16 protein-coding genes are annotated in these 15884 nt (G+C 69.0%); 5 read left to right on the top strand and 11 right to left on the bottom strand.

The genetic code is table 11. From position 1 onward, the window contains the following. The first annotated feature begins 194 nt into the window (after positions 1-194). Complete coding sequence (locus tag FL344_RS36015) at positions 195-638, top strand: Hsp20/alpha crystallin family protein (protein ID WP_141621702.1); 444 nt, start codon at positions 195-197, stop codon at positions 636-638. A gap of 96 nt (positions 639-734) precedes the next feature. On the opposite strand, the gene FL344_RS36010 is transcribed toward FL344_RS36015, so the two are convergent. From FL344_RS36010 to FL344_RS35985, 6 genes are all read right to left on the bottom strand, one after another. Next, positions 735-1355 (bottom strand): response regulator, encoded by a 621-nt coding sequence (locus FL344_RS36010; RefSeq protein ID WP_020478919.1) that lies wholly within the window; start codon positions 1353-1355, stop codon positions 735-737. A gap of 40 nt (positions 1356-1395) precedes the next feature. Further along, positions 1396-1971, bottom strand: coding sequence for an HAD family hydrolase (locus FL344_RS36005; RefSeq protein WP_140860878.1), 576 nt, complete (start codon positions 1969-1971; stop codon positions 1396-1398). 31 nt (positions 1972-2002) lie between these two features. Next, positions 2003-2839 (bottom strand): 3-deoxy-8-phosphooctulonate synthase, encoded by an 837-nt coding sequence (gene kdsA / locus FL344_RS36000; RefSeq protein ID WP_011551215.1) that lies wholly within the window; start codon positions 2837-2839, stop codon positions 2003-2005. Next, positions 2836-4476 (bottom strand): CTP synthase, encoded by a 1641-nt coding sequence (locus tag FL344_RS35995; RefSeq protein WP_090485014.1) that lies wholly within the window; start codon positions 4474-4476, stop codon positions 2836-2838. Before FL344_RS35995 ends, kdsA begins: the two co-directional genes overlap by 4 nt. Positions 4477-4561: 85 nt before the next feature. Beyond that, a complete protein-coding gene (locus tag FL344_RS35990) occupies positions 4562-4795 on the bottom strand; it encodes a hypothetical protein (protein ID WP_020478920.1) in 234 nt (77 codons plus the stop codon). Between the two features lie 307 nt (positions 4796-5102). Further along, the gene (locus FL344_RS35985) at positions 5103-6869 is read right to left on the bottom strand and encodes an ABC transporter ATP-binding protein (protein ID WP_141621701.1); all 1767 of its coding nucleotides are present in this window, start codon (positions 6867-6869) and stop codon (positions 5103-5105) included. Between the two features lie 109 nt (positions 6870-6978). On the opposite strand from FL344_RS35985, the gene FL344_RS35980 reads away from it, so the two are divergent. Then, positions 6979-7827 (top strand): aldo/keto reductase, encoded by an 849-nt coding sequence (locus tag FL344_RS35980; RefSeq protein ID WP_141621700.1) that lies wholly within the window; start codon positions 6979-6981, stop codon positions 7825-7827. Here FL344_RS35980 and FL344_RS35975 read toward each other — a convergent pair. Both FL344_RS35975 and kdsB read right to left on the bottom strand, forming a co-directional pair. Beyond that, on the bottom strand, positions 7820-8740 hold the full coding sequence (locus FL344_RS35975; RefSeq protein WP_141621699.1) for a DUF3597 domain-containing protein: 921 nt from the start codon (positions 8738-8740) through the stop codon (positions 7820-7822). The two genes, FL344_RS35980 and FL344_RS35975, sit on opposite strands and share 8 nt — an antisense overlap. A 2-nt stretch (positions 8741-8742) precedes the next feature. Continuing rightward, positions 8743-9483, bottom strand: coding sequence for a 3-deoxy-manno-octulosonate cytidylyltransferase (gene kdsB, locus FL344_RS35970; protein WP_141621698.1), 741 nt, complete (start codon positions 9481-9483; stop codon positions 8743-8745). Between the two features lie 107 nt (positions 9484-9590). Here kdsB and wecB point away from each other — a divergent pair, with 107 nt between their 5' ends. Both wecB and FL344_RS35960 read left to right on the top strand, forming a co-directional pair. Further along, the gene (wecB, locus tag FL344_RS35965; protein ID WP_141594314.1) at positions 9591-10721 is read left to right on the top strand and encodes a non-hydrolyzing UDP-N-acetylglucosamine 2-epimerase; all 1131 of its coding nucleotides are present in this window, start codon (positions 9591-9593) and stop codon (positions 10719-10721) included. A 101-nt stretch (positions 10722-10822) separates the two neighbouring features. After that, positions 10823-11812: an RluA family pseudouridine synthase gene (locus FL344_RS35960; protein ID WP_141621697.1), complete on the top strand. Its 990-nt coding sequence runs from the start codon at positions 10823-10825 to the stop codon at positions 11810-11812. A gap of 66 nt (positions 11813-11878) precedes the next feature. Here the strand turns inward: FL344_RS35960 and purF are convergent, their stop codons facing one another. Next, entirely contained in the window at positions 11879-13267 is a 1389-nt protein-coding gene (gene purF / locus FL344_RS35955) for an amidophosphoribosyltransferase (RefSeq protein ID WP_228558596.1), read from the bottom strand. A gap of 144 nt (positions 13268-13411) precedes the next feature. Here purF and FL344_RS35950 point away from each other — a divergent pair, with 144 nt between their 5' ends. Further along, positions 13412-14722 (top strand): neutral/alkaline non-lysosomal ceramidase N-terminal domain-containing protein, encoded by a 1311-nt coding sequence (locus tag FL344_RS35950; RefSeq protein WP_141621696.1) that lies wholly within the window; start codon positions 13412-13414, stop codon positions 14720-14722. Between the two features lie 52 nt (positions 14723-14774). Here the strand turns inward: FL344_RS35950 and yhbY are convergent, their stop codons facing one another. Both yhbY and FL344_RS35940 read right to left on the bottom strand, forming a co-directional pair. Then, on the bottom strand, positions 14775-15065 hold the full coding sequence (gene yhbY / locus FL344_RS35945; protein ID WP_090484996.1) for a ribosome assembly RNA-binding protein YhbY: 291 nt from the start codon (positions 15063-15065) through the stop codon (positions 14775-14777). 42 nt (positions 15066-15107) lie between these two features. Then, positions 15108-15884, bottom strand: a 777-nt coding sequence (locus FL344_RS35940) for a DnaJ domain-containing protein (RefSeq protein WP_141621695.1), incomplete at its 5' end; no start/stop codon positions are given.

Raw genomic sequence — 15884 nt, 5'->3', positions numbered from 1 at the left:
GGCGGGCGGGCGTGAAACGTGGCGCCGGCGAAGGCGCCGGGGCGTTGCTTGACACGTTCCGAAGCATGGTTCTCTTGAGTCTTGTGAGGCGGCGCTGGAGCTCCGGTGGGGGGCACCGCGGCGACCGCGAACCAGAACAACCCAGGCTCATTCATGCCGTGCGTCCGCGAGGACGTCACGAACAGGAGACGACCATGCAGACTCGCAATCCGTTCAACTCCGCCGTCGTGGTGAACCCGCTGATGCGCGATGTCGACGCGCTCTTCCGCGAGCTGACGCAGCCCATGTGGCGCCAGGCTCCGCGTGAGCGCACGCCGGCCGCGGACATCACCGAATCCGAGAGCGGCCTCACGCTCCAACTGGACATGCCCGGGCTGGAGGCGAAGGCCATCCAGGTGACGGTGGAGAAGGACATCCTCACGGTGCAGGCGGAGCGCAAGGCCGAGCCGCGAGCGGAGGGCGTCAACGTGCGCCGCCAGGAACGCGCCTTCGGGACGTTCGCCCGCTCCTTCGCGCTGCCTGACACGGTGGACGCAAGCCGGGTGGAGGCTCGCTACGAGCAGGGTGTGCTGACGCTGACCCTGCCTCGGCGCGAGGAGTCCAAGCCCCGCGTCATCGAAGTCAAGGTCCAGGGCTGAAGCCGCGGGCGCACACCGCGGGCCAGGGAGGTCACCTGCCTCCCACTGAAATCCCTGCCCAGGGCTTCCGCGAGCAAGGCGGAAGCCCTGCCTGTTCTACCGCTTGGCGCTGAGCGCCAGCGGAACGCGGAACAGCTCCAGCACCTGCTGCACGTCCAGCGGCTTCGCCATGCACGCCAGCGCGCCGGCCTGCTTGGACTGCTCCACGACCTCGGGCGTATGCGCGGACGTCATGGTGATGAGCCGCACGCCCTCCATCTGCTTGCGCGCGCGGATGCGGCGGCAGACTTCCAGACCGTCGATGTCCGGCATGTTGAGGTCGATGATCATGCCGTGCGGCTTCTGCTCGGACACGAGCAGCAGCGCCTCCACGCCGCTCGTCGTCGTCTGCAGCTCCACCTGGGCCGCGAACGGCTTGAACGCGCGCTTGATGGCGTCCAGCACCGGACGCTCGTCATCCACCGCGAGCAGGCGCACCGTGCCGCTGCCGAGCTCCTCGGGAACCGGCATCTGGTGGGTGATGAGGAACGTGCGCAGGTCCGCCGACCGCACGCGGCGGTGGCCACCCGGCGTCCTGAACGCCATCAGGATGCCACGGTCAATCCACTTGCTCACCGTGGACGGATCCACCTGAAGCAGACGACTGATGTCGTGCGTCGTGTAGAGCTGGTCCGTCATGGCCGTACTCCCCTCTTGCTGCATGATTCCGCTGCCCATGGAACTATTCACCTACCTTGAACACGGGTTTTCTTCAACCTCACTGAGTACCGCGCCTATCAGTCCCTCTCATCAGACCCACTGCGTCGTCCCAGCGGCCACTGGCCTTGAGACACAGCTCCACGAGTTCGCGAGCGGCCCCTCGGCCGCCAGGACTCTGGGTAACGAAGTGTGCCTCGCGGCGCACTTCGGGGACCGCATCCGCAGGACAAGCGGAAAGAGCCACCATTGAAAGTGGACCCAGGTCGTTGTGGTCGTCACCCATGTACGCGCAGGCGTCCAGGGGCACGTCCAACTGGGTGACCAGCTCTTTGAGAGCGGCCGACTTGTCACGGCGGCCTTGGAACACGGCCGCGAGGCCCAGCTCCCGCCCGCGCTTCTCCACGATGCCGGAGGTGCGGGCGGTGAGGATGGCGGCGGGCAACCCGGACAGCCGGGCCATGACGAGCGCATGGCCGTCCTTGACGTCGAAGCGCTTCATCAGCTCGCCGTCCTGGCCGTAGTAGAGGCCGCCGTCGGTGAGTACCCCGTCCACGTCGAAGACGAGCAGCCGCACGCGCGCAGCACGGGACGTCAGCTCTTCCGTTGCCAGTCTGGAAGGGGCGTCCGTCACCATGGCTTGCTCGACTCCCTTGTTTGCCGACACATCAACCCGGCTCGTGGCCCAACACCCGGCGGATGCTCAGCACGTTTCGTACCACGTCTTCAAACATCTGTGGATTCAGCGAACAGGGACCGTCACACAGGGCACGATCCGGATCTTCGTGGACTTCCGTGAACAACGCGTCAATCCCGGCGGCCGCGGCGGAGCGGGCCAGCAGTGACACGAAGCGGCGTTCGCCCGCCGTCTCACCGTTTCCGGCGCTGGGGAGCTGAACGGAGTGGGTGGCGTCGAAGCACACGGCGAGGCCGGCGTCGCGCATCTGCGCGAAGCCGCGCATGTCCACCACCAGGTTGTTGTAGCCGAAGGTCGAACCGCGCTCGGTGACGAGCACGTTGGGGTTGCCCGCTTCGAAGGCCTTGCGCGCCGAGTGGACGATGTCCTTGGGCGCCACGAACTGCCCCTTCTTCAGGTTCACGCCCTTGCCCGTACGCGCCACGGCTTCCACCAGGTCCGTCTGCCGGCACAGGAAGGCCGGTATCTGGATGATATCCACAACTTCCGAGGCTGGCCCGACGTGACTCGTCTCATGGACGTCCGTGAGGACGGGAACGCCCACTTCATCCCGGATTCTCTTCAGGATTCTCAGGCCTTCCTTGAGACCCGGGCCTCTGAAGGACTTGCCGCTGGTGCGGTTGGCCTTGTCGTAGGAGCACTTGAAGGCGTACGGCACGCCGAGCCGGCCGGTGATTTCCTTCAGCATCCAGGCATGGCGCAGGGCCATGTCCTCGGACTCGATGCTGTCGGGGCCGGCGATGACGAACAGCTTCTGGCCTTGGCCGACCTTGAAGCCACACAGCTCGATGGGGTTGGGGGCGCTCATTCGGTCACCTTGCCGGCCGCCGCGTTCGCGTCCCGCTGGGCGAGCGCCGCGCGGATGAAGCCGGAGAAGAGGGGGTGGGGTGCGAAGGGCTTGCTCTTGAATTCAGGGTGGAACTGGCAGCCGACGAAGTAGGGGTGGTCGGCCAGCTCAATCATCTCCACCAGGTTGAGCTCGGGGTTGGAGCCGGAGATGACCAGCCCCGCCTCCTGCAGCTTGCTGCGGTACGCGTTGTTCACTTCGTAGCGGTGGCGGTGGCGCTCCTGGATGGTGTCCTGCCCGTAGAGCTGGTGGGCGAGCGAGCCGGGCTTCAGCGCACAGGCGTAGCTGCCCAGACGCATGGTGCCGCCCTTGTCCTGCACCTTCACCTGGCTCTCCATGAGCGTCACCACCGGGTGCGGCGTGTGCTCGTTGAACTCCAGGCTGTTGGCGGAGGACAGGCCCAGCACGCCGCGGCTGAACTCCACCACGGCCATCTGCAGGCCCAGGCAGATGCCGAAGAACGGCACCTTCTTCTCACGCGCGTAGCGCACGGCGGCGATCTTGCCCTCGGTGCCGCGCACGCCGAAGCCGCCGGGCACCAGGATGGCGTCCACGCCGGCCAGCAGCTTCTCCGCGCCCTGCTCCTCGACCTCCTGGCTGTCGACGAAGTGCAGGTTCACCTTCACGTCGTTGGCGATGCCGCCGTGCAGCAGCGCCTCGTTGAGGCTCTTGTAGCTCTCCGTGAGGTTGACGTACTTGCCGACAATCGCGATGCGGACCTGGCCGCGCGCGGGCTCGTACACCTTGCGGATGATGTTCTCCCAGCGCTCCAGGTGGGGCGCCCGGCTCCAGATGTTGAGGACCTCCGCGAGCCGCTCATCCAGGCCCTGGCGGTGCAGCTCCAGCGGCAGCTCGTAGGTGCTGCGCACGTCCGGCGACGTGAAGACGCTGCGCGTGTCCACGTTGCAGAACATGGCAATCTTGTCCTTCAGCTCGCGGGGCACCTCGCGGTCGGTGCGGCACACGAGGAAGTCGGGCTGGATGCCTATTTCCCGCAGCTTCATCACCGAATGCTGCGTGGGCTTGGTCTTCACCTCGCCAGCCGCGCCGATGTACGGCAGCAGCGTGAGGTGGACGTAGACGACGTTCTCGTTGCCCACGTCGTAGCGCATCTGCCGGATGGCCTCGAGGAAGGGCAGCGACTCGATGTCGCCCACGGTGCCGCCCACCTCCACGATGACCACGTCCGCGTCCTGCGCCGCCTGGCGGATGCTGGACTTGATTTCGTCGGTGACGTGCGGAATCACCTGGACCGTCTTGCCCAGGTATTCGCCCCGCCGCTCCTTCATGATGACCGCGTGGTAGATGCGGCCGGACGTGAAGTTGTTGAGCCGGCTCATCCGCGCGTTGGTGAAACGCTCGTAGTGGCCGAGGTCCATGTCCGTCTCACCGCCGTCCTCGGTGACGAACACCTCGCCGTGCTGGAACGGGCTCATCGTGCCCGGGTCCACGTTGATGTAGGGGTCCAGCTTGATGAGGGTGACGGCCAGCCCACGGTTCTCCAGCAGGGCGCCAATCGAAGCGGAGGCGAGACCCTTGCCGAGGGAGCTGACCACTCCGCCCGTCACGAAGATGAACTTGGTTTTCTTGGAGCGCATGTCCCGTTCTGCCTACTGAGGCAGGGATGCGTCAATTATTCTGTTTCCGATGGACGGCCGCCCGCTGGGGCAGGCGCGGGCGGCGTCAGTTGCCGTCCCAAGCACCCGGCCGGGCGACCGCGAATTCCTGGGCGTTCGGCTGCCCGACGCGGAACTTACGCAAATCGCAGTTCCGGCAGCTCCAGCCCTCCCAGCCCCGCTTCACCACCAGGTGCAGGCAGGCGTCATAGTTGGGGCAGAAGAGGTTGCGCTGCGCGTCCACGGACTCCTCGTCCCGGAGGGCGGTGGGCAGCGGGCTGGGGCATGGAGTGATGGACACGGCGGAAACTCCCGGATGAAACGTGTTGAGTCGGCCTCTCCCCCCGGCGCGCTCCGAACAGGAGGGGCGGTCTGGCATTCCCGAGCCGTCGCGAAAAGGCCCGTCCCCCTCGCGGGGAACGGGCCCGGAACTGCCAGCATCCGCCACCGCTTCGGAGCCTCTTCAGGCCTGCGAAGCGGAGGTGGACGCCTTGGAGTTGCTGTCGTTCAAGGCATCACCTCCTTTCGGAGCCCCAGACTTAATCGGGAGCCTGGGGGCGCGCCACTGTCGCGCGGTGCGTGGCGAGCGCCGTGTGGGCACCGGGCGTTCAAGCTGCGACAAACTGCCGCTCCACCAGGCGCCGGTACAGGCCCTCCTGGCTCATGAGGGAGGCGTGGGTGCCGCTCTGGATGACGAGGCCTCCGTCAAGCACCAGCACCCGGTCCGCGTTGGCCACGGTGGACAGGCGGTGGGCGATGATGAGCGTGGTGCGGCCCTTCATCAGGCGCTCCAGGGCGTCCTTCACCAGGTGCTCGCTCTCCGCGTCCAGGGCGCTGGTGGCCTCGTCCAGGATGAGCAGGCGAGGGTCCTTCAGCACCGCCCGGGCGATGGCCACGCGCTGCTTCTGGCCACCGGAGAGCTGCACGCCGCGCTCGCCCACCTGGGTGCCGTAGCCTTCCGGAAAGCGCTCGATGTACGCGTGGGCGTTGGCGGCCCGGGCGGCCTCCTCCACCTGGGCGTCGGTGGCGCCGGGCCGGCCGTAGCGGATGTTGTCCGCGATGGAGCAGGAGAAGAGCTGGGGCTCCTGCGCCACCATGCCGATGTTGCGGCGCAGCCACTCCGGCTCCAGGGAGGTGAGCGGATGGCCGTCCAGCAGCACCTCGCCGTTCTGCGGGTCGTAGAAGCGCGACAGCAGGGAGGCCAGCGTGGACTTGCCCGCGCCGGAGGGGCCCACCACCGCCACCACCTCGCCCGGCCGCAGCTCCAGGTCCAGGCCCTGGAGCACCGGCACGTCGGGACGGCTGGGGTAGGCGAAGTGCACGCCGCGGAACTGCACGTGCCCGCGCAGGTCGGTCAGTTGCTCGCCGCCAGCGCCGATGGCGGGCTTGCGGTCCAGCAGCTCGAAGACGCGCTCGGCGGCGCCGCTGGCGCGCATGAAGTCCGCCCACAGCTCCGCGATGCCGCTGAACGAGAAGGCCACCAGCATGGTGTAGATGAGGAACGAGGTGAGCTCGCCCACGGAGAGGCCGCCTTCCACCACCAGCCGGCCGCCGTACCAGAGCACCGCGGCGATGGAGCCATACCCTGCGATGGAGGCCACGCCCATGAAGACGGAGGTCTGGAGCGCGCGCTTCTTCGCCAGCATGAAGGAGCGGTCCACGGCGATGCTGTAGCGCTCCACCTCGTGCCGCTCCGCGGCGAAGGAGCGCACGGTGCGGATGCCGGACAGGTCCTCCTCGGCCACCTCGCCGCTGGCGGCGAGCGCGTCCTGGGCCTGACGGGAAATCACCCGGACCCGGCGCCCGTAGAACACGCCGCCAATGGCCACGGGCGGGATGACGGCCAGCATCACCAGCGTGAGCTGGACGGACGTGTAGAGCAGCAGGCCCACGCCGCCCACGGCCGTGACGGCGTAGCGCAGCATCATGGACACGTTGGCCGTGACGGTGGTCTGCAGGACGGTGGTGTCCGAGGAGAGCCGGCTGGTGAGCTCGCCCGTGCGGCGCGAGTCGAAGAAGCCCACCTCCTGGGACAGCAGGGCGCGGAAGAGGTCCTTGCGCAGCCGCGACACCACGCGTTCGCCGGCGTTGGTGAAGAGGTAGATGCGCAGCGCCATGGCGATGCCCTGCACCGTGAACACGGCGAGCATCAGCATCGCGAGCCGGTCCACCACGTGCTGGTCGCGCGCGGTGAGGGCCTGGTCCACCAGGTCGCCAATGGCGCGGGGATAGGCCAGCGTGGCTCCGCTGCTGATGAGGAGGAAGAAGGTGCCCGCGGCCAACGGCAGCAGTTCCGGGCGCGCCAGCTTCAGCAGGCGCCGGACGGTGACGCCAGGGGAGGCACTGCTTTTCGAATCGTTCGCGGGGGAAGACACCGGCGGAGACTAACGCGAGCGTCCAACCTGCGCACCGGACGCCTGCGTGTGCGTTGAAGCGGTATTAATCCTCTCGAAGCAAGTCACACGCCGAGTCAGGGGGAGTGCCATGGAGCAGCGTCCATTCGGAAGCACAGGGGTGTCCGTGCCCGTCCTGGGCCAGGGGACCTGGCAGATGGAGGAGGACGACCGGGCAGGCGCCATCCGCGCCCTTCGCGCCGGGTTGGACCTGGGAATGACGCACGTGGACACCGCTGAGCTGTACGGCCACGGCAAGGTGGAGGAGTCCATCGTCTCCGAGGCCATCGCGGGCCGGCGCGGCGACGTCTTCCTGGTGTCGAAGGTGATGCCGTCCAACGCTTCCTACGCGGGCACGCTCGCCGCCTGTGAGCGGAGCCTGAAGCGGCTGCGCACGGACCACCTCGACTGCTACCTGCTGCACTGGCCGGGTTCGCACCCGCTGGAGGAGACGGTGCGCGCCTTCGAGAAGCTGGTGGCGGATGGAAAGATTCGCGCCTGGGGCGTGAGCAACTTCGGGGTGGAGGACCTGGAGGAGGCGCTCGCGCTCGCGGGGCCCGGGCGCATCTCCTGCAACCAGGTGCTCTACCACCTGGAGGAGCGCGCCATCGAGCACGCCGTCCTGCCCTGGTGCGAAGCCCACGGGGTGGCGGTGGTGGGCTACAGCCCCTTCGGCAACGGCCGTTTTCCCCGGCCCGACAGCCGGGGTGGGAAGGTGCTGGGCGCCGTCGCCCGCGCGCACGGCGTCACGCCGTACCAGGTGGCGCTCCGGTTCCTGGTGCGCGGGCCGTCGCTGTTCGCCATCCCCAAGGCGAGCCTGGAGGCCCACGCACGCGACAACGCCGCCGCCGCGTCGCTGACGCTGACCGCCGACGAGCTGGCCCACCTCGACGCGGCCTTCCCGCTGGGGCCAGAGCCGGCGTCGCTGCCCGTCATCTGATGCCGGCGGCGAAGGCCTTGCGGAAGGCGGACACGGTGGGCTCACCCGGGCCCACCGTCACCGTGCCCGTCTCGCCCTCCACGGCGGCGCGGGTGTCGCGGCCCTTGAGGAAGCGCACGGTGGTGATGCGGCGCAGCACCTCGCGGCCCTGCTCCTGGGCCAGGGCGCGCAAGGCATGGCTGGCGACATTCACGGCGGACTCCAGCGCGCGGCGGCCCGGCTCGTCGTCCAGTCCCACCCAGTCCACCTCGAAGCGCAGGGGCTTGCCGCCCAGGGACGCCTCGCCCGGCCAGAACTGCTCAGTGAGGGCGTGGGGTAGCTTCTCCAGCAGCGTCACCACGTCCTGCCGCGTGGGGTTGGGCCGTACGAGCTGCGTCAGCTCCAGCAGCTTCTCCGCGTTGCCCACCGCCACCGCTACCACCGTGGACAGGTCCACGTAGGCCACCGACTCCGAGCGGCGCAGCCCCTCCTTGCCCAGGGCCATCAGCACCGATTCGCGGGGCACGTAGTCCACCACCTCGCCCGTCATCGAATGACCGTGCGCCAGGTGGAGCGTGACGGTGATGGTGGGCACTTCTTCGCCCGAGCGCGCCCGCGTGGCGAGCGTTCCCAACTGCTCCAGCACCCGCTCCACCTTGCGCGACAACAGCCGCTGAACGCCCTCCATGTCCTCGTCCTCCTGCTGCTGCTTGCGGGTCTCTTGCGCGCGCTGCGGTTTCGGAGGCGCGGGTGGTTTCGGGGCGGCTTCGGGCCGGGGGGCTTCCGCGTGAGCAGGCTCCCGAGCCTCGGCGGCCTGGGGCGCGCTCGCTGGGCCGGCGGCGGGGACCGTGGTTCCCGCTTCGGGCGGGGCGGATGTGGCTGGCTCGGTCGCGGGCGCCGCGCCACCGCCAAACACGTTCTTGAGGAAGCCCATGGTCAGCCCCCCCGCGCGCGCATGAGGGCCTCCACCTTCTCCACGTCACCGGGGAGGTCGACGGCCACCGTGTGCGAGGTGACCTTCGCGCAGCGGATGGGGATGCCGTGCTCCAGCGCGCGGAGCTGCTCCAGCTTCTCCGCTTCTTCCAGCGGCGTGGGCGCCAGCTTCGCCAGCGACAGCAGCACCTCGCGCCGGTAGCCGTAGAGGCCGATGTGGCCCCAGCGCTGGACGGGCGTGCCCGGCTCGCGGGCGTGGGGGACCAGGCTGCGGCTGAAGTAGAGCGCGTCGCCGTTGAGCGCGAGCACCGCCTTCACCACGTGCGGGCTGGCGGCTTCGTCCGCTTCGAGCGGGCGGACCAGGGTGCCCATCCGCACGGACGCGTCCTGGAAGAGGCCCGCCAGCCGCTGGAGCGCGGCGGGGTCCACCAGGGGCTCGTCTCCCTGGACGTTCACCCAGATGTCGATGTCTGGACGGCCGAGCGCCACCTCGGCGACCCGATCCGTCCCCGTGGCGCAGGTGGGGCTGGTCATCACCGCCTTGCCGCCAAAGCCCTCCACGGCGGCGCGAATGCGGTCGTCATCGGTGGCAACCCACACCTCGTCGAAGGCCTGGGCCTCCTGACAGCGGCGCCAGACGTGCTCAATCATTGTTCGGCCGGCGATGATTGCCAGCGGCTTGCCCGGGAAGCGGGTGCTGGCATGTCGGGCGGGAATGACTGCAACGGTCCGGCAAGATTGCATGACCCCTCCGTCTATCAGGTTCGCGACGATTGCCGGCCCCCGGGATTGGACATTCGCATCATGGGACACTGGCCAGCGCGGCTCCAGTGCCTAGCTTTGGTCGCAACATGAAGAAGGTCATTCATATCGTTGGGGCGCGTCCGAACTTCATGAAGGTCGCGCCCATCTATCGCGCCATCGCCGAGCGTACCCCCCTGGAGCAAATCCTTGTCCACACGGGGCAACACTACGACGCCAAGATGAGCGACGTGTTCTTCGCCGACCTCGGCCTGCCTGCCCCGGACGTCCATCTGGGCATCGGGTCGGGCAGCCATGCGCAGCAGACGGCACGCATGATGGTGGAGCTGGAAAAGGTTTTCCTGGCCCACCCTCCGGCGCTCGTCTCTGTGGTGGGCGACGTGAACAGCACCATCGCGGCGGCGTTGGTGACGTCGAAGCTGGGCATCCCCCTGGCACACGTCGAAGCGGGGCTGCGCAGCTACTCGCCACACCAACCGGAGGAGATCAACCGCCTCGTCACCGACCGCCTGTCGGACCTGCTGCTGACGCCGTCACGTGACGCGGACGCCAACCTGCTCAAGGAAGGCACCGACCCGGCCCGCATCCACTTCGTGGGCAACGTGATGATCGACTCGCTCTTCGCCTCGCGCGAGAAGGCCGACAAGCTGCCGCTGCTCAAGGACCTGGGGCTCATCCCCCACGGCTACGCGGTGTGCACGCTGCACCGGCCCTCCAACGTGGACGACCCCAAGATTCTGGGCGGCCTCCTGTCCGCGGTGGCCCACGTCGCCTCGCGCCTGCCGGTCATCTTCCCGGTGCACCCGCGCACGCGGAAGGTGATTTCGGAGCATGGCCTGAACACGTGGTTCGAGCGCACGCCGAACCTGCGGCCCGTGGAGCCCATGGGCTACCTGGACTTCCTGGCGCTCACGTCGAAGGCGCGCCTGGTGCTCACCGACTCCGGCGGCCTCCAGGAGGAGACGACGGCCATGGGCATCCCGTGCCTCACCCTGCGCGAGCAGACCGAGCGCCCCATCACCGTGGAGGAAGGCTCCAACGAGGTGGTGGGCACCGACCCGGTCCGCATCCGTCTGGCCGCCGACCGCGTGCTGGATGGTGAAGGCAAGCAGGGCCGCGTGCCCGAGTTCTGGGATGGCCGCGCCGCCGAGCGCATCGCGGACCTGTTCGCGAGCTTCCTGGGCGTCGAGGACCGGCCGATTCAGGCGGCCTCGGCCTGATGCCAGATGACGAGTGGGGGCTCCGGCGTTCCGTGGGCCCGCCTGCTCGTCCGTCCCCGCCTGTGCAGGAGGGCCCGCCGTGGTAGAGCGCCGGCAGGCCCATGCACAGCGCACCGCAGGAAGAAGCCCCCGAGGGCTACGTCGACATCCGCTACGTCGTCGAGCCGAACTACGCGGGTTGGCGGCTGGATGAGTACCTGGGCGAGAAGCTCCGCCGGATGACGCGGGAGCGGCTCCAGGGCGTCATCCTGAGGGGTGTCATCTGCGAGGAGCGGCGCCTGAAGCCGTCCACGCCGGTGTACCCGGGACTGGCCTTCCGCATCCGCCGCCGCGCCAGCGAGGAGCCGGACACGCCCACGGAATTGCCCGTGGTGTTCCAGGACGACTGGTTGCTGGTGCTGGACAAGCCCGCGGGCCTGCCCATCCACCCCACGGCGCGCTACCACAAGGGCACCCTCGTCACGCTCCTGCGTGAGCGCTTCGGTGAGCGCTTCGCCGAGCCCGCGCACCGGCTGGACCGGGAGACCAGCGGGCTGGTCGTCTGCGGGCGCACCACGGAGTCCTGCCGGGTGCTGGGGCGGCTGTTCGTCTCGCGTGACGTGCACAAGGAGTACCTGGCGCTCTGCGAAGGGCACCCGCCCGAGGACACGTTCACCGTGGACGCGCCCATCGCGGAGGGCACCGAGCTCATCCGCATCGCCGTGCGCATCGACCCGGTGGAGGGCAAGGAGAGCCGCACGCGCTTCCAGGTGCTCCAGCGCTTCACGCGGGACAGCGCGCCCTTCGCGCTGCTGCGCTGCTTCCCGGAGACGGGGCGCCAGCACCAGATTCGCATCCACCTGCGCCACGCGGGCTTCCCGCTCGTGGGCGACAAGATGTACGGGCCGGACCCCGGCTACTTCGACCGCTTCAGCAAGCGCTGTCTGGAGCCCGAGGCGTGGCCGCGGCTGCGCCTGCCCCGGCAAGCGCTGCACGCCGCGCGCATCGCCTTCCCCCACCCGGGCTCTGGCCAGGCGGTGGCGTTCGAGGCGCCCCTGCCCGCGGACCTCACGGACTTCATCGAAGGCCGGCCCGTGGCCTTGCCGGCCTGAAACGCGAAGGCCCCCAGCCCGGAATGAAGCGGGCAGGGGGCCAGGGGCGTGAAGCCGGTGGTGACGTCAGGCGGTGAGCTTGTTGGGCTCGGCGCGTTCTTCGCCGAAGTCGCCGATGAGGTACTTGCCGGAGAAGCAGGCGGTGCAGAAGCTGCCGCGCTCCGGGTCGCCCACCGCGCGGCCCAGGCCTTCCTGGGAGATGTAGCCGAGCGAGTCTGCGGTCACGTACGTGGCAATCTCCTCCAGGCTGTGCGTCGCGGCGATGAGCTCCTGGCGGCTCGGCGTGTCGATGCCGTAGTAGCAAGGCCACTTCGTGGGCGGCGAGGAGATGCGCAGGTGCACCTCCACCGCGCCCGCCGCCTTGATCATCTTCACGATTTTGCGGCTCGTGGTGCCGCGGACGATGGAGTCGTCCACCACCACCACGCGCTTGCCCTTGAGCACCTGCCGCACCGCGGACAGCTTCAGCTTCACGCCGAAGTGGCGGATGGACTGCTGCGGCTCGATGAAGGTGCGGCCCACGTAGTGGCTGCGGATGAGGCCCACGTCGTAGGGGATGCCGCTGGCCTGTGCGAAGCCGATGGCCGCCGGCACGCCCGAGTCCGGCACCGCGATGACCAGGTCCGCGGAGGGCGCCGGCTGCTCCTTCGCGAGCTGACGGCCCATTTCCTTGCGCACTTCGTACACGTTGCTGCCGAACAGCGTGGAGTCCGGCCGCGCGAAGTACACGTGCTCGAAGATGCAGCGCGCCTGACGCGGCGGCTCCGCGAAGGGCTTGCTGGTGCGCAGCAGCCCGTTCTCGATGACGAGCAGCTCGCCCGGCTCCAGCTCGCGCACGATTTCCGCCTCGATGAGGTCCAGCGCGGTCGACTCGCTGGCCAGCACGTAGGCGCCTTCCTTCATCCGCCCCAGCACCAGCGGCCGGATGCCGTGCGGGTCCCTCACCGCGACGAGCTTGTTCTCCGTGAGCACCAGGAGGCTGTAGGCGCCTGTCACCTTGCGCAGCGCCTCCACGAGCTTCTGCTCGAAGGTCGCCTGCTTGGAGCGCGCCAGCAGGTGCAGGATGACTTCCGTGTCCGCGTCCGACTGGAAGATGGCGCCGTCGGCCTCGAGCTGCTGTTTCAGCTCCGCCGCGTTCACCAGGTTGCCGTTGTGCGCGATGGCGCACTGCCCGCCCGCGTACTGCACGAAGAGCGGCTGGGCGTTCTTGAGGGCGCTGCCTCCAGCGGTGGAGTAGCGCACATGGCCGATGGCCGCCTGCCCAGGCAGGTCGGCGAGCACCGGCGCATCGAAGATGTCAGCGACGAGTCCCATCTGCCGGTGAGCGCGCAGCCCCATCCCGTCAGAGGCGACAATGCCCGCGGACTCCTGCCCGCGGTGCTGGAGGGCGTGCAGCCCCAGGTACGTCAGGTTGGAGGCCTCGGCGTGCCCCACGATTCCGAAGATGCCGCACATGGCGCGCTGCCTTACTCCTTTCGAGCGGTGAGCGGAACAGGAACGCATGCCCCTCTGGTGGGTATTCCACCCGACGCCAGAGTCGTTTCATGTGGGCAGTCAGGCGTCCCAAAGGCCAGTCCCTGCGGTTAGTCTGGTTCCCGCATGGCATCCTCGCGATTGGTCCGCTGGCGTTCCCTGTTTCCCCTGATGTTGCTCACCGTGGGCGCCGCGTATTCGCTGGCGTCCTGGAACTGGTGTGGCAGCTGGGCCGAACGCGCGCCAGTCCTTGTGTCACAGGTCCATGGCGAAGGGCCGCTGCGCGCGGGCGCGGCGAAGGTGGCGCTCTCGCCGCCCTTCCCGGTGGTGGTGGCCGGCTATACGCCGCCACGGCCCGAGGCGGAGCAGGCCGACGTGCCGCTCTTCGCGCGCGCGGTGGTGCTGGAGGCGGGAGGGACACAGGTGGGGCTGGTGTCGTTGGACCTGCTCCTCGTTCCGGACGTGCTGGCCACGCGGGTGCGTGAGCGTGCGCGGGCCTCGGGGCTGGAGGATGTGCTGGTCCTGGCCACGCACACGCATTCGTCGTTGGGCGGGTATGACTCGCGGTTGGTGGCTCAGCTGTCCGGTACCGGGCGCTACCGGGAAGACGTGGTGGATGCCATCACCACGGCGGCGGGTGATGCACTGGCCCAGGCGGCCGCGTCGCTCGCCCCGGTGTCGCTGGAGGTCGGCGAGGCGCGGGAGCAGAAGTTCGTCATCTCCCGCAGCGGTGGCGAGAAGCCGGATGGCGTCCTGACGCGCGCGGTGTTCCGGGGGCAGGGCGGCCCGGTGGCGGAGCTGCTGCTCTACGCCGCGCACCCGACGATGGTGCCGCGTCGCCGCGCCTACGTGGACCCTGACTACCCCGGCCGGCTCAGCGCGCTGCGCGAGGAGGCGGGCAGCGGCGTGACGCTGTTGCTGCAGGGCGCGGGGGGCAATGCGACGGTGGCGTACTCGGAAGGGCAGGGGCTGGAGCGGGTGTCGGGCTTCGCGCAGGCCCTGGCGGAGCTGGCCGGCGATGCGCCCTTGTCCCCCGTGGGGGAGACCGTGCGGTTGTCCCTGGCGCGCGCTGATGCGGCCATGCCACGGCCGGATGCTTCGCGGCTGGTGCCGGCGCTGACGCGGGCGGCGGGGGACAACCTGCTGTGTGAATCCGCGCCGCGTCTGGCGGAGGTGGGCGCGCTGGTGCTGGGGCCGCTGAAGCTGGTGGCGGTGCCGGGCGAGCCCAGCGTGGCCGCGGGCATGGAGTTGCTGCAGCGGACCGGCGCCACGGGCGTGCTGAGCCTGGCGGATGGTTACGTGGGCTACGTGGAGACGGCGGCGAACGTGCAGGGTGGACTGGGGGAGTCCAGGCGCCAGTACTTCGGGCCCGCGCTGCTGGAGCGGCTGAGCGTGGCGGCGGAGTTCGTGGCCGGGGCTGCGGGATTCACGCCTTGAGGCAGCCGGGCGCCGCGGAGGACCTTCCGCGGCGTGGCCGGCTTGAGACTGGCTAGAACTTCTCGAACTTGGAGTCCTTCTTGCGCTTCTTGAACACGAGCGCGGTGCGGCCCAGGAGCTGCGCGAGCTCCGCCTGGGTGCCCTCGGCGATGCGCGCCGCGGCTTCCTGGCGCGTCTCCGGGCCCTCGTTGATCTTGACCTTGATGAGCTCGTGGTCCTGCAGCGCCTGCTCGATGGCGGCGATGACACCCTCGGTGACGCCGGCCTGACCGACGATGACCACCGGCTCCAGGTGGTGTCCTAGCGCGCGCAGATGGCGGCGTTGCTTCCCAGTGAGCGGCACGTTCCTTCTCTCCTTCGTGTCTTCGGGTAAGGGGGGCGCACCCTACTTCTTCTGCGACGCGATGCGGACTTCTCGCTGCGCGTCGATGTGGTCCGGTTGAAGCTCCACGGTGCGCTTGAAGTGCTTGAGCGCGCCCTGGCCGTCACCACACAGCTTGGCGATGACGCCCAGGAAGTAGTGCGCGGGGGCGCAGCGCTCGTTGCGTCGGATGGCGTTCTGGATTTCCCGGAAGGCTTCGGGCTGGGCGGCCTTCTTGTCCGCCGCCGTGAAGAAGCGCGCGTAGCCACGCCACGCGTAGAACTCCGCTTCCTCCGGGTTCAGCTTGATGGCCTCGTCCAGCATCTTCACGGCGTCCGGGAACTTGCGCGCCTTCACCAGGATGCAGGACTTCTGGAACAGCTCCTCCGCCATGAGGATGCCGTTGATGTCCACCCCGTCTCCGCTGCCGCCGCTCTTGAGCTCCTCGATGTAGCTGGCGCGGCTGCTGTCGTCGGAGAGGGTGCGGTAGGCGTCGCCGATATACGCGAAGACCTCTGCCTTCAGCTTCTCCAGCTCTGGCGGCGCGCCCTGCGGGAGCGTGTCCGGGTGGTAGAGCTTGGCCAGGCGGAAGTACGCGATCTTCACCGCGCTGGAGTTCGTCTGCTCCGTCAGCCCGAGCCGCTGGAAGTGGTTCTGCTGCTTCATCGCCATCGTGAGCTGGCGCAGGGCGGGAATCTCTTCAGCCCCTGGTGCATTCGCGGGCGTCGCAGCGGCAGCGGCGGGCGCGGCTGGACGCTGATCGCCCTGCGCGGACAGTGGCGGCGGGGGACGGGGCTGGGC

It is taken from the genome of Myxococcus sp. AB036A (assembly GCF_006547355.1).
Classification (GTDB): Bacteria; Myxococcota; Myxococcia; order Myxococcales; family Myxococcaceae; genus Myxococcus; species Myxococcus virescens.
The sequence above is the reverse complement of the archived record's forward strand: the minus strand, read 5'-3'. Positions and strand labels throughout refer to the sequence as shown.

Excerpts from the sequence above, each read along its gene's own strand:
- FL344_RS36015 (WP_141621702.1), top strand. The coding sequence starts at position 195 with ATGCAGACTCGCAATCCGTTCAACTCCGCCGTCGTGGTGAACCCGCTG.
- FL344_RS36010 (WP_020478919.1), bottom strand. The coding sequence starts at position 1,355 with ATGGGCAGCGGAATCATGCAGCAAGAGGGGAGTACGGCCATGACGGAC.
- FL344_RS36005 (WP_140860878.1), bottom strand. The coding sequence starts at position 1,971 with ATGGTGACGGACGCCCCTTCCAGACTGGCAACGGAAGAGCTGACGTCC.
- kdsA (WP_011551215.1), bottom strand. The coding sequence starts at position 2,839 with ATGAGCGCCCCCAACCCCATCGAGCTGTGTGGCTTCAAGGTCGGCCAA.
- FL344_RS35995 (WP_090485014.1), bottom strand. The coding sequence starts at position 4,476 with ATGCGCTCCAAGAAAACCAAGTTCATCTTCGTGACGGGCGGAGTGGTC.
- FL344_RS35980 (WP_141621700.1), top strand. The coding sequence starts at position 6,979 with ATGGAGCAGCGTCCATTCGGAAGCACAGGGGTGTCCGTGCCCGTCCTG.
- FL344_RS35975 (WP_141621699.1), bottom strand. The coding sequence starts at position 8,740 with ATGGGCTTCCTCAAGAACGTGTTTGGCGGTGGCGCGGCGCCCGCGACC.
- kdsB (WP_141621698.1), bottom strand. The coding sequence starts at position 9,483 with ATGCAATCTTGCCGGACCGTTGCAGTCATTCCCGCCCGACATGCCAGC.
- wecB (WP_141594314.1), top strand. The coding sequence starts at position 9,591 with ATGAAGAAGGTCATTCATATCGTTGGGGCGCGTCCGAACTTCATGAAG.
- FL344_RS35960 (WP_141621697.1), top strand. The coding sequence starts at position 10,823 with ATGCACAGCGCACCGCAGGAAGAAGCCCCCGAGGGCTACGTCGACATC.
- purF (WP_228558596.1), bottom strand. The coding sequence starts at position 13,267 with ATGTGCGGCATCTTCGGAATCGTGGGGCACGCCGAGGCCTCCAACCTG.
- FL344_RS35950 (WP_141621696.1), top strand. The coding sequence starts at position 13,412 with ATGGCATCCTCGCGATTGGTCCGCTGGCGTTCCCTGTTTCCCCTGATG.